Raw genomic sequence first — 21,351 nt, forward strand, 5'->3', positions numbered from 1 at the left:
TGTCTCCTCGGGTAGTACTTTTTTGTTTTACAGATAGGTCGAAGCCAAACCACCATCGACCGGGATATTCACGCCGCTGACCCAGCGCGCGGCATCGCTGCACAGCCAGGCAATCACCGCCGCCACTTCGTCGGCAAAGGCCGGGCGCAGCATGCGGTGGGCGTCTTTTTGCACACGCTCTTCGCCCAGCATGGAAACGAAATCGCCCAGAATGGGTGTGAACACCGGGCCGGGTGCCACGCAATTCATGCGCACGCCCTTGCCCAGAAACCACTCTTGGGATTGCACGCCGTTCCACACGATCAGCGCCTCTTTGAAGTACTGGTAGCAGGTGGCCTGCGGCACCGGGTGGTCACGCAACCAATGCGCTCCGGCATCGAAGCCCTTGATCGCGGCCAGCTCTTTGTGCAAGTCCAGCCGCAAGGGCCATTCAGCCCCCAGGATGGACGCCACGTTGACGATGCTGCCGCCGCGTGGAATGCGCGGCAGCACCGCTTCGGTCAGATGGCGCAGGCCCAGGTAATTGACCCGCGCCACCAGATCCACATCCGCCGTACCGGGCACGCCGGCGATATTGCAGAACGCATCGATGTGCGCGGGCAGCTGGGCCACGGCCGCATCTATGGCTGCCGTGGTGCCCAGGTCGGCTTTGACAAAACCATCCAGCGTCAGGCTGGGGTCGTTGCGGTCCATCCCAATCACCTTGGCGCCCTGAAAGCGGGCCAACCGCGCCACCTCGGCACCAATGCCGGATGAGGTGCCCGTGACGACAATGGTTTTTCCTTGCAAGCTCATGTTGTTCTCCTGGTTGTTATGGATATGTCAGAACGTGTGTCAGAACGGGTACGTGGGGGCCTGGTCTTTGACCGTGACCCACTGCCACATGGTGTATTCCTCCAGGTCGGCAGGGCCACCCACGCTGGTGCCATTGCCCGCGATACCGGGGCCGCCGAACGGATTCACACAATCGTCATTCACGGTCTGGTCGTTGATGTGGACCATGCCGGACTTGAGCTGCTGGCCCACCGCCATGGCGCGGCCCACCGACTTGGAAATCACCGCAGATGCCAGACTGCCGGTGTTGTTGTTTGCCAGCGCAATGGCTTCGTCATCCGTCTTGTAGGTAATGATGTTGGCCACAGGCCCAAAGGTTTCTTCCTCGAACACGCGCATACCGGACTTGACGCCCGTCAGCACCGTGGGTTTGTAGAACAGGCCCTCATAGCTACCGCCAGCTTCCAGCTTGGCTCCGGCCTTCACGCTGTCTTGCACCAGGGCGTGCACGCGGTCACGCTGCTTGGCGTCGATCAGTGGGCCCAGGGCCACTTGGCCACTGGCGCCGTTGCCCATGGGCAGATGTGTGGCTTTGGAAATCAGGCGTTTGGTGAACTCCGCTGCCATGCTTTCGTGCACCAGGATGCGGTTCGATGCCATGCAGATCTGGCCTTGGTGAAAATACGCGCCCCAGGCGGCATTGCATGCGGCCACATCCAGATCGGCGTCGTCCAGAATCACCAGCGAGTTGGTGCCGCCCAGCTCCAGGGAAACCTTCTTCAAATGCCGGCCGGCCAGCTCGCCGATGCGACGCCCCACCGCGACCGAACCGGTAAAGGCAATCATGGGCACCAACGGGTCCACTACCAGGGCCTCGCCGGCTTCGGCGTCTCCGGCCAGCACCTGCAGCAGGTCTTTGGGCAGGCCGGCTTCGGCAAAGATGCGGGCAATCATGAAACCACCGGAAACCGGCGTACGGCTATCGGGCTTGACCACCACGCCATTGCCCGCAGCCAGCGCCGGCGCAATGGCCCGCAAGGCCAAGATCAGCGGAAAGTTGAAGGGCGAAATCACCCCCACCACGCCGTGCGGCACCCGCCGGGCAAAGCTGGTGCGGCCAGGCACACTGGGCAGCACATGGCCCTGCGATTGCAGGGGCAGATTGGCGGCCAGTTGGCAAATCAGCGCGGCCTCCCGGATTTCGTGCTGGCCCTTGGCCAAGATGCCGCCGGTTTCCCGCGCCGTGTACAGGGCCAGCGCGTCAAAATGCTGTTCAAACAAAGCCCCGGCACGGCGGAAGATGGCGGCTTTCTCGCGCGGGGGCATCGCTACCCAGCTCTTCTGCGCCGCTGCGGAAGCGGCCGTGGCGGCAGCCATGTCTGCGGCATTGGCAATGCCTACACGGCACAGCACCTCGCCGGTGGCCGGTTCAATCACATCCCGTACCCCAGCGCCCAGTGCGGCTTGCTGCAGGCCCACAAAGTTGAAAATTTCCGTCGCATCGGTCGCGCCCATGGCCATGTCCTTTAGGTGAATTACGTTCATCAAGTCGCCACATTTCTTTGCAGCACACCTACTTATCGCAATGCACGGACCAGCCTTCTCCCAAAGGCATGCCAAAGGCCGTAAATCAAGCCCTCCGCCAGAGAGGAATTAGGTAGATACCCGAGCCCGCTTTACCGCGCTGCAGCATAGGGAAATCACCCACCATTAATTTCAGCAATTCGTTACATTCCTGAATCAAATTTAACCAATTGATGAAGTCCCCATGCGCAATTCCCCACGGGTTTCCCTGGCAGATGTCGCCCGTGCCACGGGTACGGTGCTCAGCAACTTCGACAGCAGCTCCGTCAACAAGGCCTTGGGGGGTTTTGCCAGCACCCACATCGGCAGCGAAGCCCACCCCAACGTGGCCGACATCAGCGAATGCCTGTTCTTTTCGCCGGGCGATGGGCGCATTTGGCTGCAAGACCAGCGCATGGTCTTGCTGCACACCGAGGCCCTGGGTTCGCTGCGCCGCGAGATGATTGACAGCCTGGGCACCAAGCAGGCCCGTGGCCTGTTCACGCGTGCGGGCTACGTCAGCGGCGCGCGGGATGCCCATCTGGTCAGAAAGCAGTGGCCCGATGCCGACCCCTCGGCCGCCGCCATCGCGGGTACGCGCCTGCATGCCCTGGAAGGCGTCGTAAAAGTCGAGCTGGTGCAGGTGACGTATGACGCCAACACTGGCAGCTACGAGGGCGAATTCCTGTGGCACAACTCTAGCGAGGACGACGAGCACATCGCCGCCTACGGCATCGGCGGATCGCCTGCCTGCTGGATGCAGGTGGGCTATGCCACCGGCTACGTCAGCACCTTGTTCGGGCGGCTCATCGTCTTCCGCGAAACGCAATGCCGCTCCATGGGCGACGCGCAATGCCGGGTCATCGGCAAGTCGGCAGACCGGTGGGACAACGTGGAAGAAGACATGCGCTACCTGAACGTGCGCGACTTCGTGGACACCGCCGCCTACGCCCGCTCGCCCAGCGACGCCGCCGAGCTACCCGCTAGCGGTGCGTCTGCGGGCGACGCCATGGTGGGCGCATCCTCGGCATTCAACGCGGCCTGCCACCAGCTCAGCCGCGTAGCACGCACCACCGCCACCGTGCTGTTCACGGGAGAGTCCGGCGTGGGCAAAGAGAAGTTCGCCAGCATGCTGCACAAGATCAGCCCGCGCAAAGACAAGCCCTTCATCGCCGTCAACTGCGCCGCCATTCCCGAGACGCTGATCGAGTCCGAGCTGTTCGGCGTGGAACGCGGCGCCTACACCGGTGCCAGCGTGTCACGCCCGGGGCGGTTTGAGCGCGCCAGCGGCGGCACCCTGTTTCTGGACGAGATCGGCACGCTAAGCTTCGTCGCCCAGGGCAAGCTGCTGCGCGCGCTGCAAGAGGGCGAGGTGGAACGCGTGGGCGGCACCCGCAGCATCGCCGTGGACGTGCGTGTGCTGGCCGCCACCAACGAAACCCTGCGCCAGGCCGTGCGCGAAGGGCGCTTTCGCGAAGACCTGTTCTTCCGGCTCAATGTCTTCCCCATCCACCTGCCGCCGCTGCGCGAACGGCGCGACGACATTCCCCTGCTGATGAGCCATTTTCTGAACCACTACCGACGCAAGCATGGCTGCGACATCCAGGGCTTCACCCAGGCCGCCGTGCGCACCCTGCTGAACTACGACTTCCCTGGCAATATCCGCGAGCTGCAAAACCTGGTGGAGCGCGCCGTCATCATGGCCGATGTGGGCGGCCTCATCGACGTGCACCACCTGTTCACCAGCGGCGAGACCCTGGCCCCCGACGTCATGACACTCAAGTTGCAAGACGGCAGCGACACACTAAACCTGACAACTACACCCCACCCTGCCGCCAAACCGCCCCCCCCAGCCCCCGCCAAAACACCTACCGCTGCAAGCGCCCTGTCGCTGGAGCAAACCGAACGCGCCATGCTCCAGCAGGCCATCAGCGGCGCCCAGGGTAATTTGTCCGCCGCCGCCCGCCTGCTCAACACCACCCGCGCCAAGCTGGCCTACCGGGCCCGCAAGCACGGGCTGGTGTGATGCGGGCACACTTCCGGATTTATAGAAATAGGCCTCTGGCGCAGGTAAATCGTGCGCAAGCAGCTACTTATTTAATAGCAACCAGCATTTAAGCCTCAGGATTTTCGATCAGCAGCGCCATGCCCTGGCCGCCGCCCACGCAGGCGCTGGAGATACCGAACCGTTTGCCGCGCTGGCGTAATGCGCGGGCCAGAGTCACCGTCAGGCGCACGCCGGTGGCGGCCAGCGGGTGGCCCAGCGCGATGGCGCCGCCGTGCACATTCAGCTTGTCCAGGTCCAGGCCTAGCTCGCGGCCCACGGCCAGGGTTTGTGCGCCCTGGGCCTCGTTGATTTCAAAGAGGTCGATGTCGGCCAGCGTCAGGCCGCAGCGCTCCAGCAGCGCACGGATGGCGGGGGCCGGGCCTATGCCCATGTACTCGGGTGCCACGCCCACTGCCGCGGCACCGCGCAGACGGGCCAGGGGCTGCACGCCGCTCTTGCGTACATAGGCGTCGCTGGCCACCAGCGCGCTGGCGGCGCCATCTACCAGGGCCGAACTGTTGCCGGCCGTCTGTACGCCGCCAGGGTAAACCGTGCGCAAGGCAGCCAGGGCGTCCACCGGCGATGGCCGGGGGTGGGTATCGTGGGCTATCTGGGTCACTTTGCGCGGCAGCTGGATGCCACGGTTGGCATAGCCTTCCAGTGCAAACACCTCGTTGGCCACGGGCACGATTTCGCCGGCATGAAAGTCCTTGGCGCGCAGAGCGCGGTCAAACGACTGGGCCGCGAATGCATCCACGTCAGCCCGGCTGATGCCGTATTGCACAGCCAGGTTTTCAGCGGTCTGGATCATGCTGACCGGGCCTGCTGTATCGACCAACGCCTCCACCAAAAAGTCCTTGAACTCCACCGGCGCACCCAGCTTGAAGCCGCTGCGGTGGGTGTACGCAGCAATCGGGTTGCGTGTCATGGACTCGGTGCCTACCACCAGCGCCAGGTCGGCATAGCCCAGGGCGATCTGGTCGGCCGCCTGGCGGAACAATTCAAAACCAGTGCCGCAGATGCGCTGCACCAAGATGGAAGGCACGGCCAGCGGCACGCCGGCGTACAGGCCCACATGGCGTGGCAGCACATAGGCATCGAAGTCGGCCTGGGCCATGGAGCCCACCACCACCGACTCCACATCGGCCGCCGGCAGCCCGCTGCGCTCCAGCACGGCGCGCGCCACCTTGATGCCCATGTCGGTAGGCGACAGCGCACCAAAAGCGCCGCAATAGTCCACCAGCGGCGTGCGCACGCCGTCGACAAGCCAGGCATTGTGGAAAGAAGAAGAAAAGTGTTTCATAGAAATCCGTGGATAGTTGAGGCAGGCTGCAGCAGCTGGAAACCGCCGCAAAAACATACGCCGCAGTAGGTGGTGCAAGGTCTATTTTGATTATTAAATATAACTTTATATGCGCCCACCAAAGCTAGGGAAAGCACCTAGGATTCAAGCCTCTTTCAATCTTGTTTTAGTTATTTTTAATAACTATAGTTTGGCAAACTAAACCTGTATTCCCATGCGCACACCACACACCGACATCTCTTTGGAAATCCGCGGCGACAGCGAAGAAATCGCCGTCATCCGCCTGACCCGCCCCGCTAAGCGCAATGCGCTGAACGACGGCCTGATCCTGGCGATGCGCGACATCATGGACGGCCTGCCCGCCAGCGTGCGAGCCGCCGTGATCAGCGGCGAAGGCGAACACTTCTGCGCCGGCCTGGATCTGAGCGAACTCAAGGAACGCGACGCCGGCCAGGGCCTGCACCATTCCCGCATGTGGCATGCCGCGCTGGAGCGCGTGCAGTTCGGCCCGGTACCGGTGGTTGCAGCACTGCACGGCGCTGTGGTCGGCGGCGGCCTGGAGCTGGCCAGCGCCTGCCATATCCGCGTGGCCGATGAGTCCACGTTCTACGCCCTGCCTGAAGGCTCGCGTGGCATCTTCGTGGGCGGCGGCGGCGCGGTGCGCATCCCCCGCCTGATCGGCACCGCCCGCATGATGGACATGATGATGACCGGCCGCGTCTACAACGCGGCAGATGGCGAACGTGCGGGCTTCGCCCAGTACCTGGTGCCCAACGGCACGGCGTTCGACAAGGCCGTGGAACTGGCCGGCCGCATCGCCCAAAACGCCCCGCTGACCAACTACGGCCTGATGCACGCCCTGCCGCGCATCGCCGAGCAACCCAGCGACCAAGGCCTGCTGACCGAATCCATGATGGCCGCGATTGCCCAGAGCGCGCCCGAGGCCAAGGAACGCGTGCGCGCCTTCCTGGACGGCCGCGCCGCCAAGGTGAAAAAAGACTGAGGCCCCTCCGATACGCCCCCACCTAACCGTACGCGCCAGCCACACGACCAAGTTGCCCGCAGAGCACCGGAACCCAGACATGTCCGCCATCACTACCCCACCCCGCTTCCGCCCCTTGCAGTTTGGCGTTACCGAAGTCCGCACCCGCCAGGGTGAGCAGGGCTGCGTCTATGTGCAAGCCGCCCAGGAGCTGCAGCCCTACCCCACTCGGCTGACCGACCGGCTGGCCCACTGGGCCCAGACCCGGCCCGACCAAACCTGGATGGCCCAGCGCCAAAAGAATGCCGATGGCAGCCTGGGCGACTGGCAGCACATCAGCTACGCGCAAGCCTGGCAGTCGGCGCGCAACATCGCCCAGGCCCTGCTGGGCATGGAGCTGAGGCCAGAACGGCCGGTGGTCATCCTCAGCGAGAACGATCTGGACCACGCCCTGCTGTCGCTGGGCTGTCTGGTGGCCGGCATACCGCAGTGCACGGTGTCTGCCGCCTACTCCACCATCAGCCAGGACTTCGACAAGCTGCGCCATGTACTGAGCACCCTGACCCCTGGCCTGGTTTTCGCCAGCGTAGGCAGCCGCTTTGCCCGCGCCATCCAGACCACGGTGGCCAGCGATGTGCGGGTCGTGCTGGGCACCGGCAGCATTGAGGGCCGTGACACCATTCCGTTCAGCCAGTTGCTGCACACACCCGCCACCCCAGCGGTGGATGCCGCGCACGCCGCCATTACCGCGGACAGCATCGCCAAGTTCATGTTCACCTCGGGCTCCACCAAGCTGCCCAAGGCGGTCATCATCACCTACCGCATGTGGAGCGCCAATCTGCAGCAGATGAACCAGGCCATGCCCGTGCTGGCTGAGACGCCGCTGGTGCTGGTCGATTGGCTGCCCTGGAACCACACCTTTGGCGGCAACCACAACTTTGGCATCGTGCTCTACAACGGCGGCACGCTGTACCTGGACGAAGGCAAGCCCACGCCCAAGGGCATGGGCGAGACCATCCGCAATCTGCGCGAAATTGCACCCACCGTGTACTTCAATGTGCCCACCGGCTTCGAGGTGATCGCCAACCTCATGAAGACCGACGACCAACTGCGCAAGAACCTGCTGAGCCGGGTGAAGATGTTCTTCTTCGCCGCAGCAGCACTGTCGCAGCCGATATGGGACTCGCTATTTGAAAGCGCCGAGCGCGAAGTCGGCGAACGCATCGTGATGGGTACTGGCCTGGGCATGACCGAATGCACGCCCTACTCCCTGGGCGTGAACAGCCCCCACGTGCAAGCCGGCCACATCGGCGTGCCCGCCCCCGGCCTGGAGCTGAAGCTGGCCCCCGTGGACGGCAAGATAGAGGTGCGCTACCGCGGCCCCAACGTCACCCCCGGCTACTGGCGCAACCCCGAGGCCACGCGTGAGAGCTTTGACGAGGAAGGCTTCTTCTGCTCCGGCGACGCCGTGCAATGGATAGACGAAGGCGACCTGCACAAGGGCCTGCGGTTCGACGGCCGCATTGCCGAGGACTTCAAGCTCAGCACCGGCACCTTTGTCAGCGTGGGTCCGATGCGCGCCAAGATCATCGCCGCCGGCGCACCCTATGTGCAGGACGTGGTGCTGACCGGCATCAACCTGAAAGAAGTGGGCGCCCTCATCATCCCCACCAACGCCTGCCGCAGCCTCAGCGGCCTGCCGGACGACGCCAGCATGCAAGCAGTGTTGGAGAGCGCACCCGTGCAGGCCCGCTTTCAGCAGCTGATGGACCAGCTGGCCGCCAGCGCCACCGGCAGCGCCAGCCGCGTTGCCCGCGCCTACCTGCTGGCCGAGCCACCCTCGCTGGACAAGGGCGAGATTACCGACAAGGGCTCCATCAACCAGCGCGCCGTGCTCAAGCACCGCGCCGCCCTGGTGGAGGCCATGCACGCAGACCAGTTGCACCCCACCCTCAAGCCCACAGAAAAATAACATGGCAACGGCTCCATGGATCCTCCTGCCCGGCGTGCGGGTGATGGCACGCCTGAACGTGGGAGGCAAACTCGCCTTCGCGTTTGCCCTGCTGGCAGCCGCGCTCGCACCCGCACTCTGGGCCGCATTCGGCGCCAGCGCAGACGGCATAAATGGCGTATCGCGCCAGTGGCTGCTGTGCTGGACGGCGGTGGCAGTGGGTGCACTGGTCTACTTTGGCGCATGCATCCAAGCGAACTTGTCGACGGGTTTGCAGGAGCTGGCCCAGCTGGTGGAAGCCGTGTTGGCTGGCAACCTACGGCACAGCACGTCCATCACCGGAACGGACGAGTTGGCCCAGATCACGCGGCGCATGGAATCCATGAGCCGCAACCTGTCCGCCATCGTGGCCGCCATCCGCAGCGAGGCCGAACTGGTGAGCATGGCCGGCGACCAGCTGTCCAGCGGCACCTACAGCTTGTCGGAGCGCACCGAGCAACAAGCGGCCAGCCTGGAGCAGACCACAGCCAGCGTGTCCGAGCTGGCCTCTACCGTGCAGCGCAGCGCCGAAGACGCGCTGGAAGTACACCGCCATACCGAGCGCGTGCAGCTCACGGCCGACAACGGCGGCGCCATCGTGCAATCTGCCGTGGGCGCCATGGAAAGCATTGCCAAACGCTCCAAGCAGATGACCGAAATCATCAGCGTGATTGACGGCATTGCATTCCAGACCAACATCCTCTCGCTGAATGCCGCCGTGGAAGCCGCGCGGGCCGGCGAAGCGGGGCGCGGCTTTGCCGTGGTGGCGTCCGAGGTACGCACCTTGTCGCAACGCAGTACCAAGGCGGCCGGCGAAATCAAGAAGTTGATCGAGGGCTCGATCGACGAAGTCGCCAGTGGCGTGGTGCACATCCACAAGACCAGCCGCCTGCTGCAGGACATTGTGAGCGGCATCCACGAAGTGACCGTCAGGGTGGGCCATATCTCCGCCTCCAACACCGAGCAAAGCACCAGCATCCATGAAATAGCCCAAGCCGTGCGCAGCCTGGACGACATCACCCAGCGCAATGCGCAGCTGGTCGAAGTCTCCGCCCGCTCGGCCGACAAGCTGCGCTCGCAGGCCAGCAATCTGTCGTCCAGCGTCATCTCCATGCGGCTGCGCCAGGGCTGCGCCGATGAAGCCCGCGTACTGGTAGAAAAGGCCTGCGCACTCATTGCGGCTGAAGGGCTGGAGTCCGCTGTGCGCCGCATCCATGACCGGCAAGGCGGCTTCATGGAACGGGATCTGTTCATCATCATTCTGGACCGCCGGGGCTACTTCCGCGCCTTCGGCATGGATCCGAGCAAGGCCAACAAACCGGCCGTGGCCGCACCGGGCGTGAATCTGGAAGAGTTGAACCGCAAGACCACCGCAATCGCCGACGAAGGCGGTGGCTGGATTGAGTTCAAGGGCATACACCCCATCACCAAGCTGCCCGCAGACAAGATGGCCTATGTGCTGCCCGCTGCGAGCCATGACTGCATGGTCATGTGCAGCATCAACAAAAACGATGGCAGCCAGGCCGCTGCACGCCTGCAGCTTGTGACACCAGCCGTTTAAGCCCGCAGCGCATACAAACCCTACGACAACCGCTACACATTCAATAGCATAGAGAGCATCACATGAACATTCAAGGACACGCAGCACTGGTCACCGGCGGTGGCTCCGGCCTGGGCGAAGCCACCGCCCGCGAACTGGCCCGCCTGGGCGCCAAGGTCGCCATACTCGACGTCAACCTGGCGGGTGCCGAAAGGGTCGCAGCCGACATCAACGGCATCGCTTGCCAGTGCGACATCACCAGCCCCGACAGCGTCACCGCCGCCATCGAAAAAGCCGCCGCCGCCCACGGCCCGGCCCGCATTCTGATGAACGTGGCCGGCATCGGCGGCGCCAAGCGCGTGGTGCAAAAGGACGGCAGTGCCGCCCCGCTGGACGCCTTCAGCAAGGTCATCACCGTGAACCTGATTGGTAGCTACAACATGACCCGCTTGTTCGCCGCCGCCTGCGCCAAACTGGAGCCGCTGGAAGATGGCGCGCGCGGCGTGATCATGTTCACCGCCTCGGTAGCCGCCTTTGACGGCCAGGTGGGCCAGCAGGCCTATAGTGCCTCAAAGGGTGGCTTGGTCGGCATGACCCTGCCCATGGCGCGCGACCTGGCGCAGCACGGCATCCGCGTGTGCACCGTGGCGCCCGGCCTGTTCGCCACGCCGCTGATGCAGGAGCTGCCCGAGGCGGTGCAGGCATCCCTGGCGGCCAGCATCCCCTTCCCATCCCGTCTGGGCAAGCCTTCCGAGTTCGCCGAGTTGGCCGCGCACATCGTCACCAACGGCCACCTGAACGGCGAGGTCATCCGCCTGGACGGCGCACTGCGCATGGCGCCGCGCTAAGCGCTGCAGCCCCACAACAACAAGGAGACACAACATGCCCAGCCCCCAAGCCAACACCGGCGCTGCCAGCAGCAGCAAGGTCCTGACCCTCTTCCTCTGCTTCATCGTGGCCCTGCTCGAAGGCCTGGACCTGCAGTCCGCCGGCATTGCAGCCTCGGGCATCGGTGCCGAGTTCAAACTGCTGCCGCCGCAAATGGGTGGCATGTTCAGCGCCGGCCTGGTCGGCCTTCTACCCAGCGCCTTGTTTGGCGGCTGGCTGGCCGACCGCATTGGCCGCAAGAAGGTGCTGGTCGGCTCGGTGCTGCTGTTTGGCCTGTTCTCGCTGGCCACGGCCCATGTGTGGGACTACCAGAGCCTGCTGGCCGCACGCTTCATGACCGGGCTGGGCCTGGGCGCGGCGCTGCCCATCCTGATCGCCCTGTCGTCTGAGGCCGCCGACGAGCGCAACCGCAGCGTAGCCGTGAGCGTGACCTATGCCGGCATCCCGCTGGGCGGTGCACTGGCCTCGGTACTGGGCATGCTGAACGTGGGCGGCGGCTGGCGCGGCCTGTTCTACGTGGGTGGCGTGGTGCCGCTGCTGATTGCTTTTCTGCTGATCCTGCTGCTGCCCGAATCCCGCGCTTACCTGAGCCGCCAACAGGCTGCTGCCGCCACGGCGCGCCCCGTCTCCAGCGAGGGCCTGGCGGGTCTGTTCAAAGGCAGCATGTGGAAGTCCACCCTGCTGCTGTGGCTGGCCAGCTTCTTTGTGTTGACCGTGCTCTACATGCTGCTGAACTGGCTGCCGTCATTGCTGCAGGGCAAGGGCTTTAGCCGGGCCGATGCGGGCATGGTGCAGCTGCTATTCAACTTCGGCGGTGCGGCAGGCTCGCTGATGGTGGGCCGGCTGATGGATTCCAAGGGCCGCATGTTCACTGCCGTATGCATCTACGTGGGCATGCTGCTGTCACTGGCCGGGTTGGGCCTGTCGGACAGCTTCAGCATGATGTTGCTGGCCGGCTTGGGCGCGGGCTTCTGCGCGCTGGGCGGCCAACTGGTGCTGTATGCAATGGCACCGGCCCTGTACCCCACTTCCATCCGTGGCACGGGTGTGGGCGCGTCCATCACCGTAGGCCGGCTGGGTGCGATTGGCGGCCCGATGATCGCCGGGCAAATCCTTGCGGCCGGCATGGGCGTGGGCGGCGTGATGGCTGCGTCATCGCCCGGCATCGTGGTTGCAGCCGTGGCCGCCATGGCCCTGATGCGCACCCAGCAGGCGCTGCATAGCCACTAGAAATTTATATAAAAAAGACCTGTAGCGCAGGTATTACCTGCGCCAGCAGCTATCTAAAAAGAGCAACCCATGGCCGCACTGAGCGACATCGCCTTCCTGTTATCCGAGGTGCTTCAGGCACCGCAGCAATGGCAGGCCTTACCGGCATTTGCCGATACCGATGCGGACTTGGCGCTGCAGGTGCTGGAGGAAGCCGGCAAGTTCGTCAGCCAACAAGTGGCACCGCTGCAGCGCGTAGGCGACGAGGTGGGCTGCCGCTTCCACGCCGGCCAGGTCAGCACGCCGCCTGGCTTCAAGGAGGCCTACCAAGCCTTCTGGCAAGCCGGCTGGCCGTCGCTGTCCTGCGCCCCCGAAGACGGCGGCCAGGGCCTGCCAGCGGTGTTGGAATGCGTGCTGTTTGAGCTGCTGGCCGGTGCCAACCACGGCTGGACCATGGCGCCCGGCCTGCTGCACGGCGCCTATGAGTGCGTGAAGCACCACGGCAGCGACAGCCTCAAGGCGCAATACCTGGAAAAGATCGCCAGCGGCGAATGGTTGGCCACCATGTGCCTCACCGAAGCCCACGCCGGCAGCGACCTGGGTCTAGTGCGCAGCAAGGGCGTACCGCAGCCGGACGGCAGCGTGCAGGTGAGCGGCAGCAAGATCTTCATCTCCGGCGGCGAGCACGACCTGAGCGACAACATCATCCACCTGGTGCTGGCCCGCCTGCCCGATGCGCCGGCCGGGCCCAAGGGCTTGTCGCTGTTCCTGGTGCCCCAAATACTGCCGGGCGGCGAGCGCAACGCCGTAGTCTGCGAACGTATTGAGGAAAAAATGGGCCTGCACGGCAGCCCCACCTGCGTGATGCGCTTTGACGACGCGACCGGCTGGCTGGTGGGCGAACCGCACAAGGGCCTGAACGCGATGTTCGTGATGATGAACGCCGCCCGCCTGCACGTGGGTCTGCAAGGCCTAGGCCTGCTGGAAGCAGCTTGGCAAAAAGCCCACGCCTATGCGCTAGAGCGCCGGCAGATGCGCGCCCCGATGGCCGCACAAGGCCCCAGCACCATCGCCGAGCACCCCGCCATCCGCCGCATCCTGGACACCCAGCGCGCCTGGATAGACGGTGGCCGGGTGGTGGCCTACCACACGGCCTTGCAGCTGGATGTGGCCAAGCACAGCCCGGACGCAACCCAGCGCGCCAGCGCCCAGCGCTGGTGTGCCCTGGTCACGCCGGTGCTGAAGGCGGCTTTCAGCGACCAGGCCTTCCAGGGCGCCAGCGCCTGCCTACAGGTGTTTGGCGGCCACGGCTACGTCAGCGAATGGGGAATTGAGCAGATCGTGCGCGACTCCCGCGTAGCCATGATCTACGAGGGCACCAACGAAATCCAGGCCATCGACCTGCTGGTGCGCAAGGTGCTGGCCGATGGCGGCGCAGGCATCAGCGCCCTGCTGGCCGAGCTGCCTGCCACCGCGCGACGCGACGCCCTGCTGCAAGCCAGCGCGGACCTGATCCACGCCGCCAAGGCCGCGCCCGAGCTGCCCTACTGGGTGGCAGACGACTATCTGCGCGCCGTGGCCCTGGTGCTGCTGGACTGGGCCTGGGGCCGCATCCACACGACCCCGACCGCCAACGGTCCGCGCTGGAGCGTACCGGCCCAGGCCTTCCAGACCTGGGTGCTGCCAGAATTCGATATGCGCCTGGCCATCATCCGCCAACGGTTGGACGCGCAGACATAGCGATTACTTCACACCGCGGCCCGATTTGCGCGGGCCGCGCTTGTCCGTGGGTAGCCCGGCTTTTAAAATGGAGCTTCCTTTGCCCGCCGGAGCCCTGCCGTATGAATGCCATCTCGTCCATTTCGCTATCCGGCATGCAAGCTGCGCAAACCCGACTGGATGCGTCGGCCCACAACATCGCCAACCAGCAAACCGAGGGCTTCCAGCCCCTGGAGGTGCAGCAAAGCACCCAAGCAGACGGCGGCGTCAACAGCCAGGTGGAACGTAGCACCGGCGCCGGTCCCAGCCTGGAAGACGACGTGGTCGCCCAGCTGCAGGCCAAAAACAGCTTCCTCTCCAACCTCAACGTCTTCAAGACCAACGACAGCATGCTGGGGTCGCTACTGAATATTCGCGCCTGAGAAGGTGATGCCAACCAAGCCCTGAAGCGCGCTCGTTTAATCTTGAAGCAGTACCACGCGATGCTGCGACCGAATACCTAAAAACGTGATGGAAAAAGCGGTCGCAGGCTGAGCGAGGTCGTCGTTGTCGACCCCGGTCTTTGGGGCCCGCCCTTGCAGGGGTGCGACGCAGCCAATCCTTGGAGCGCTCGGGTGGAGCATTACAATTTTCGGGAGCATGTTGAATTCGAACATCATGGTGGATTTTCAAAACACTGATCAAGACAGTCCGAAGACCCAGCAACCAATAGGATGAATGGATGATCAGCGCAAGCATGCAAGGTGACGTTAGGCATCTGATCCTGACACGGCTGCGTATAGCTTACCAACGGGTCAGGCTTTCTACAGTTTCCAGCCTGCTGGTGTCATTACTGGTAGTGGTAGCCCTGTGGCCGGCCGTCGCCCGACCGGGGCTAATAGCTTGGCTTTTCGTGCTGTGGCCGATCTTGGCGATTCGCTACCTGTTCGCCCGCCGCTTTTTGAAGCTGGACCAAAGCGCCCGTGTCAAACCAAACAAGTGGATCACCGGCTATGTGATCGGTGCGGCAGCCACGGGGTTGTGCTGGGGGGTTACGGTTTTTTGCTTCCCGGAGTCGCCCCGGGATCAAACTGCCCTCCTGTTGGTCTTCGTGATCGCAGGGGTTAGCGCATTTGCCTGTGTGACCATGGCGTCGGTCCCGCTGGCATCCAACGCCTTCATGCTGTCCTCTTTGCTGCCGATGGCCCTGTGGCTGTTTTCATTTGACCAGTACGCCATGACTTTGATCACGCTGGTCTATCTGGGGCTGATGCTGCTGCTTTCGCGCCAAGTGCATGAAACCGTGCTCTCTTCTATGGTGTCGAACCAACAGAATAGGGAATTAACTTTGGCAGATCAGGAACGCGAAACGCGTTACCGCGCCCAAAACAAGCTACTGCATTCTGTGATGGAAGGCGCATCCGATGTAAGCATTTGGGCAATCGACCGAGACTGCCATTACCTGATGTTCAATGCCCAGCACCGGGCAAGTTCAAAAAAGCTGAGGGGGGTAGACATTGCCATCGGAATGAGCGCCATCGACATGCTCAAACGCGAGGAATTCCGGGCGTTTCTCGATCGTGGATTCGGGCCTGCGTCAGCAGGTAATGGTTTCGCCGCCGAGACCAGGGAAGAAGTTGTGCAAGATGGCACCACAACCTACGAATACTTTGAGCACCACGGTTCGAGAATTTACGATGATGATGGTGAAGTCTTCGGGCTGACCATCTTTTCGCACAACATCACCGAGCGCAAGCGTATGGAACTCGAGCTGGAGGAGTCGCGCAACTTCCTCAGCAAGGTCATCAATTCCATTTCCGATCCGATTTCCGTCAAAGACAGTGAGCATCGGTGGATACTGCTCAACGACACCTGTTGCGCCATGATCGGCCACCCCCGTGAGGTACTGCTTGGCAAATCTGACTATGAGTTTTTTCCCAAAGAACAAGCCGATGTGTTCTGGGAAAAAGACGATCTGGTGTACAAGTCCGGCCAAATCAACGTCAACGAGGAGACCCTCACGGATGCGAATGGCAACACACGCTATCTGCTAACCCAGAAATCTCCTTTCACGTTCCGTGATGGGCAGCGCTACATTGTGGGCATCAGTCGCGACATCACCGAGCGCAAAGCTATTGAAAAAGCTTATCGCGACAGCGAGCATATGCTCCGGGAAGCCCAGCGCATCGCCCATGTCGGCAGTTGGGACGTCGATATGGTGAACGACAAGCTCACCTGGTCAGACGAAATTTTCCGCATCTGGGAAATTGACAAAACAAAATTCAAAGCGGACTTCGTGGCGTTCCTCGAAACGGTACACCCGCAGGACAGGGAGCGTGTATTGCAGGCTTACAACGAAGCCGTTGTCAACCATTCGCTCTATGCAGTCGAGCACCGCCTGCTATTCCCGGATGGGCGGGTCAAACACATCTTGGAGCAGGGCGAGCCACAATACGATGGGCAAGGCAAGCCGGTACGTTTCATCGGCACATCGCTGGACATTACCGAACGAAAACGTCTGCAAAATGAGTTGGCCGAGCGCGAACGCGAGTTTCGTTCGCTGGCGGAAAACCTGCCGGACAATATTGCGCGCTGGGATGTGAACGGGCGCTATCTGTATGTGAATCCCGCCCATGAACGAACGCTGGGCATTGCGGCAAGCGATCTGATCGGGCAGCCGCTCCCCGATACGCACGCGCACGTCAGGGCGGCCATCGCACAGGTTGTTGCCACCGGGCAGATGGTTGAACTGGTGCGTCAATCTGTGCCGGTTGGTGACGAGATTCAAATCCACGAAGTCAGCCTGGTACCAGAGTTCGATGCCGAAGGCCGTCTCGTCAGCGTGCTGGGGTTGGGTCGCAACATGACGGAGTTTTACCGCATGCAGCAGGCTGTCGTTGAACGCGAGCATGAGTCGCGCACCCTTATCGACAACACACCAGACACCATCGCCCGTTACGACCGCGATGGCATCCGCATCTTTGCCAACCAGGCCTTGGCCAACGGCATAGAAGGCGGCTTGGATGCTGCACTTGGCAAGACCCCCACCGAGGTTCCTGGCGGAGAGCAATCTAAAACCTACGAGGCCAAACTGCGCGAGGTCTTGGCAACCGGTGTCAACACCGAATTTGAACTGGTCTGGCCGGGCAAGAATGGGCAGGCGCTTTGCAGCCACATCCGGCTCACGGCGGAGTTTGATGCCAGTGGCACCGTAGTCACGGTGCTGGCGGTGGGGCGCGACATCACCGATCTGTACAACTTCCGCCAGAAGATTCACCAGATGGCGTTCTATGACAACCTGACCTCGTTGCCTAACCGCGCCCTATTCAACGACCGCCTGCATCAGGTGCTTCACGATGCTGAATGGCACGGCCAACTTGCTGGAGTGATGTTGCTGGATCTGGACCGTTTCAAGGCCATTAACGATTCGTTGGGCCACCCCGCTGGAGATACCCTGTTGCGCGAAGCAGCGCTGCGACTCACCTTTTGTGTGCGTACCTACGACACCGTGGCGCGTCTCGGTGGGGACGAGTTCGCCATTTTGTTACCCGATATCCGCAGTGGCGCTGACCTCGGGCGAGTGGCCAGCAAAATTCTCACAGCGTTCAATGAACCGTTTTTGCTGGAGGGCAACGAAGTGTTCGTGTCCACCAGCATCGGTATTGCGGTGTACCCCAATGACGACACCGATCCCCACGGGTTGATCAAGCAGGCCGATTCGGCCATGTATTTCGCCAAGCGCTCCGGTCGCAACAATTTCCGTTTCTATTCCAAAGACCTCACGGCCAGCGCGACTGAGAAGCTGTCACTGGAGTCAGAGTTGCGCAGGGCGCTTGAACGCAACGAGCTGGAACTGTATTACCAACCGAAAATCCGCTTGGACGACAACATGCTGGTTGGCTCAGAGGCCTTGTTGCGCTGGAACAATCCGCAGCGCGGCATCGTGCCGCCGAACGAGTTCATCGCGATTGCAGAAGACAGTGGGCTGATCGTCGACATCGGCCATTGGGTACTGCGTGACGCATGCCGCACTGCCTGCGATTGGAATGGCGCGGAGAAGCCTTTGCACAAGGTGGCCATCAATCTGTCAGCACGCCAGTTCCAGTCCAACGATCTGGTCAGTGTGGTGTGCAATATTCTCGAAGAAACCGGCTGCCATCCGGAATGGATCGAGCTGGAGATCACCGAAAGTCTGTTGCTTGACGAGCAGGGTCAGGTGCTGGAGATGCTGAAAAGCTTCAGTGACATGGGCGTCACCATTGCCATTGACGATTTTGGCACCGGCTATTCGTCACTAAGCTACCTAGCACGCTTCCCAATCAACACCCTGAAAATTGACCGCTCTTTCATAGGCACCATCACTACCGAACATTTCCGCGGAGAGCTGGTCAAGGCTATTCTTTCCATTGCACGCTGTCTGGGGCAGGAAGTGGTGGCCGAAGGGGTCGAGACGCTTGAGCAAGCAACCTTCCTGCAGACCCATGGTTGCCAGATTGCGCAGGGTTACCTCTACGGCAAGCCTGTGCCCAAGGTGGCGTTTGAGGCCATTAAGTTCGCCAAGCGCGGTGGGTAACGGTTTACTATTCCAATAAATACAAAAATGCCCGTATCCGGGTAGTTTCTGATGGCCCTCGGGACGGCTACGCTATACATTTAGATACATTTGCTGTCATACAGCACAGTAGCCCCATTCCCTAGTCCGCCTGCGAGGCAGACGCCAAGGAGCCTTGTGAACCAACGTGCGGATGACCTCTCCACCAGCCAGGCCATGGTGATAGATAGTCACGCCACTTCGCGCTCCATCCTGGTGGCCCAGCTACGCGACTTTGGCGTGGGAAAGATAGTGCAATGCATGTCCACCGCCCACGCGCGCCGCCTGTTGGAGCACGAGCAGTTTGACGTTGTGCTGTGCGAACACCAGTTTGCCGGCAGCTCATCCTCTGGCCAGGATTTGATCGACGATCTGCGTCGCAACCAGTGGCTCCCCTTCTCCACCGTATTCATCATGGTGACCGCCGAAGCCACCTACACCAAGGTGGCCGAAGCGGCTGAGTCCGCGCTGGACGGCTACCTGCTGAAGCCGCACAGCGCCAACAGCCTGGGTGAGCGCTTGCTGCAGGCGCGCGTGCGCAAGATTTCGCTCAAGGACATCTTTGAAGCCATCGACGCGGGCGACTTTGAAAAGGCCGCGCAGCTTTGCGTCAACCGGTTCAACGCCAAAGGGCCGTTCTGGCTGTACGCCGCCCGCGTGGGTGCCGAGCTGCTGCTGCGCACCAACCAGTATGACCAGGCGCAGACCCTGTACGAGGCCGTGATTGCCGCCAAGACCCTGCCCTGGGCCAAGCTGGGCGTGGCGCGTTCGCTGCTGGATTCCGGCCAGACCGCCAAGGCCACCAGCGCCATCGAAAGCCTGATCGGCGAGAACCCGCAGTACGCCGATGCCTACGACATCCTCGGCCGCGCCCAATTCGAGCAAGGCAAGTACGAGCAGGCCATGGCCTCCTACCAGATGGCGGTGGACATGGCGCCCGACTCCATCAGCCGCGCGCAAAACCTGGGCCTGATGATGTACTACGTGGGTGACCGCAAGCAGGCCGAGAAAATGCTGGACCGCACGGTGCGCCTGGGGTTGGACTCCAAAATGCTGGACTGCCAGACCGTTGTGCTGCTGGCGTTCATGCGCCTGGAAGCCAAAGACCGCAAAGGCCTGCAGCGCTGCTTCGACGACTTCAAACGCGTCATGGAGCGCAGCACCGACACTGCACGCAATGAGCGCCTGCTCGGCATCATGCAAACCCTGCTGTACATCCACGACCAGTTGGTGGGTCAGGCCGTGCAGTCGGTACGCGAGCTCACCCGCAGCGTCAACCAACAAGCTTTTGACTTCGAGTCCGCATGTAATCTGCTGGCCCTGCTGAGCGTGCTGGCGCAGCGCAGCATCCAATTGGATGAAATCCAGACCGTCATCGACGCGCTCGGCAAGCGCTTTTCCACCACCCGCCCCTTGAGCGAATTGCTGGCAGCCTCTTGCGCCGCACATGAACCCTATGCAGAGCGCATCCGGGAATGTCAGCCGCAAATCGCCAAAATCACAGAAAGCGCCATGGCCCTCAGCCTGCGCGGCGACCCCAAAGCTGCCGTGGAAAATCTGATCCTGCATGGAACCAACACGCAGAATGCCAAACTGATCGAAACCGCCTTCCTGGTCCTGCAGCGCTACGAAGCCAAGATCGACGACCACGCCAAGCTGCTGGCCACGGTGCAGGATTTGCGTGCGCGCTTCGCTCCAGCCAACTCTCGTTCGGTCCTGGGTGAACCCAAGCGGCAGGCGGGCCAACTAAGCCTGCGCACGGGTGGTGCGGCAGCACGTACATTACCGGGTTTGACTCCTGCCGAACCCGCGCCCCAACGCCACGCCTTTTTGCCCCCTGGCTCCACCTGAATACCCATGTCCTGGCACGCCCAACTCGACCTGCATTACCAACAAGAAGCCGCCCGCAGCATTGCCCGCCACCTGCACAAGGGCCCGCTGCGCATTCTGCAAAGCCTGTACCCCGAAGGCGATGCCATCTGCCACAACGTGCTGGTCCACCCGCCCGGCGGCCTGGTCGGCGGTGACACGCTGGACATCACCGTGCGGGTAGACAGCAGCGCCCACGGCCTCATCACCACGCCCGGTGCAACCCGCTTCTACAGATCCGCCGGCCAACCCGCGCTGCAAAACACCCAGATCACGCTGGCGCCCGCGGCCCGGATGGAATGGCTGCCAAGCGAGGCGATTTGCTACAACCAGTGCCTGGCCGAAAACCGCCTGCGCTTCCAGCTGGAGCCCGGCGCCGAACTGCTGGGCTGGGACGTGACCGCATTTGGCCTGCCGCAGGCGCAGCAGCCGTTTGCGCAAGGCCGCTTTTGCCAGCACCTGGAGCTACCCGGCGTATGGCTGGAACGCGGCACCATAGACGCCAGCGACACCCGCCTGCTGGACAGCCCGCTGGGTCTGGCCGGCAACAAGTGCATGGCCTCGCTGTTCTTCCTGACCGGCAGTCGCCTAGAGAATGCGCGCCGCGCCGCCGCGCTGGACGTGGCCCGCCAAGTCATCGACAACCACCCGCTGCGCGACAAGGCAGGCGCCACCAGCCCCGACGGCCAGGTCGTCATCGTCCGCGCCCTGGCCCCGCTGGTAGAGCCAGCCATGGATTTGATGAAACAGGTCTGGGCCGCCTGGCGAGCCCACTTCTGGCAGCTACCCGCCACCAAGCCACGCATCTGGGCGATGTAGAAGAAAAAGGCCGCCAGCGCAGAGAAAACCTGCGCCAGCAGCTATCAAAAATATAGTATCCAGGTATCAAACAAACTC

The 21,351-nt window shown here is 62.7% G+C and carries 14 protein-coding genes; 11 read left to right on the forward strand and 3 right to left on the reverse strand.

Annotated features, from left to right (window positions below):
• Positions 1–27 precede the first annotated feature (27 nt).
• Together AC07VY_RS15525 and AC07VY_RS15530 are read right to left on the reverse strand one after the other, a co-directional pair.
• A complete protein-coding gene (locus tag AC07VY_RS15525) occupies positions 28–795 on the reverse strand; it encodes a coniferyl-alcohol dehydrogenase (protein ID WP_495098310.1) in 768 nt (255 codons plus the stop codon).
• A 39-nt stretch (positions 796–834) separates the two neighbouring features.
• Complete coding sequence (locus tag AC07VY_RS15530; RefSeq protein WP_495098328.1) at positions 835–2,289, reverse strand: benzaldehyde dehydrogenase; 1,455 nt, start codon at positions 2,287–2,289, stop codon at positions 835–837.
• A 253-nt stretch (positions 2,290–2,542) separates the two neighbouring features.
• Between AC07VY_RS15530 and AC07VY_RS15535 the strand changes: the two genes are divergently transcribed.
• Positions 2,543–4,363, forward strand: coding sequence for a sigma 54-interacting transcriptional regulator (locus tag AC07VY_RS15535; protein WP_495076454.1), 1,821 nt, complete (start codon positions 2,543–2,545; stop codon positions 4,361–4,363).
• Between the two features lie 88 nt (positions 4,364–4,451).
• Here AC07VY_RS15535 and AC07VY_RS15540 read toward each other — a convergent pair whose 3' ends face one another.
• Positions 4,452–5,693 carry a thiolase family protein gene (locus AC07VY_RS15540; protein WP_495098327.1) on the reverse strand — a complete coding sequence of 414 codons (1,242 nt, stop codon included), beginning with the start codon at positions 5,691–5,693 and terminating at the stop codon, positions 4,452–4,454.
• Between the two features lie 208 nt (positions 5,694–5,901).
• Here AC07VY_RS15540 and AC07VY_RS15545 point away from each other — a divergent pair, with 208 nt between their 5' ends.
• From AC07VY_RS15545 to AC07VY_RS15590, 10 genes are all read left to right on the forward strand, one after another.
• A complete protein-coding gene (locus AC07VY_RS15545; RefSeq protein ID WP_495098309.1) occupies positions 5,902–6,690 on the forward strand; it encodes a crotonase/enoyl-CoA hydratase family protein in 789 nt (262 codons plus the stop codon).
• A gap of 79 nt (positions 6,691–6,769) precedes the next feature.
• Positions 6,770–8,641, forward strand: a complete 1,872-nt coding sequence (locus tag AC07VY_RS15550) for a feruloyl-CoA synthase (RefSeq protein ID WP_495098308.1) — start codon at positions 6,770–6,772, stop codon at positions 8,639–8,641.
• Position 8,642: 1 nt separating this feature from the next.
• A complete protein-coding gene (locus AC07VY_RS15555) occupies positions 8,643–10,220 on the forward strand; it encodes a methyl-accepting chemotaxis protein (RefSeq protein WP_495098307.1) in 1,578 nt (525 codons plus the stop codon).
• Positions 10,221–10,282: 62 nt separating this feature from the next.
• The gene (locus AC07VY_RS15560) at positions 10,283–11,047 is read left to right on the forward strand and encodes an SDR family NAD(P)-dependent oxidoreductase (protein WP_495076450.1); all 765 of its coding nucleotides are present in this window, start codon (positions 10,283–10,285) and stop codon (positions 11,045–11,047) included.
• 34 nt (positions 11,048–11,081) lie between these two features.
• On the forward strand, positions 11,082–12,317 hold the full coding sequence (gene mhpT, locus AC07VY_RS15565) for a 3-(3-hydroxy-phenyl)propionate transporter MhpT (RefSeq protein WP_495098306.1): 1,236 nt from the start codon (positions 11,082–11,084) through the stop codon (positions 12,315–12,317).
• Positions 12,318–12,386: 69 nt separating this feature from the next.
• The gene (locus AC07VY_RS15570) at positions 12,387–14,036 is read left to right on the forward strand and encodes an acyl-CoA dehydrogenase family protein (RefSeq protein WP_495098305.1); all 1,650 of its coding nucleotides are present in this window, start codon (positions 12,387–12,389) and stop codon (positions 14,034–14,036) included.
• A gap of 101 nt (positions 14,037–14,137) precedes the next feature.
• Complete coding sequence (locus AC07VY_RS15575; protein WP_495098304.1) at positions 14,138–14,437, forward strand: flagellar basal body protein; 300 nt, start codon at positions 14,138–14,140, stop codon at positions 14,435–14,437.
• A 299-nt stretch (positions 14,438–14,736) separates the two neighbouring features.
• A complete protein-coding gene (locus AC07VY_RS15580) occupies positions 14,737–18,567 on the forward strand; it encodes an EAL domain-containing protein (RefSeq protein ID WP_495098303.1) in 3,831 nt (1,276 codons plus the stop codon).
• Positions 18,568–18,723: 156 nt separating this feature from the next.
• Positions 18,724–20,436: a tetratricopeptide repeat protein gene (locus tag AC07VY_RS15585; protein WP_495098302.1), complete on the forward strand. Its 1,713-nt coding sequence runs from the start codon at positions 18,724–18,726 to the stop codon at positions 20,434–20,436.
• Positions 20,437–20,442: 6 nt separating this feature from the next.
• Positions 20,443–21,273, forward strand: a complete 831-nt coding sequence (locus AC07VY_RS15590; RefSeq protein WP_495098301.1) for an urease accessory protein UreD — start codon at positions 20,443–20,445, stop codon at positions 21,271–21,273.
• The last annotated feature ends 78 nt before the right edge of the window (positions 21,274–21,351 follow it).

The organism is Rhodoferax sp. GW821-FHT02C08, assembly GCF_059421805.1.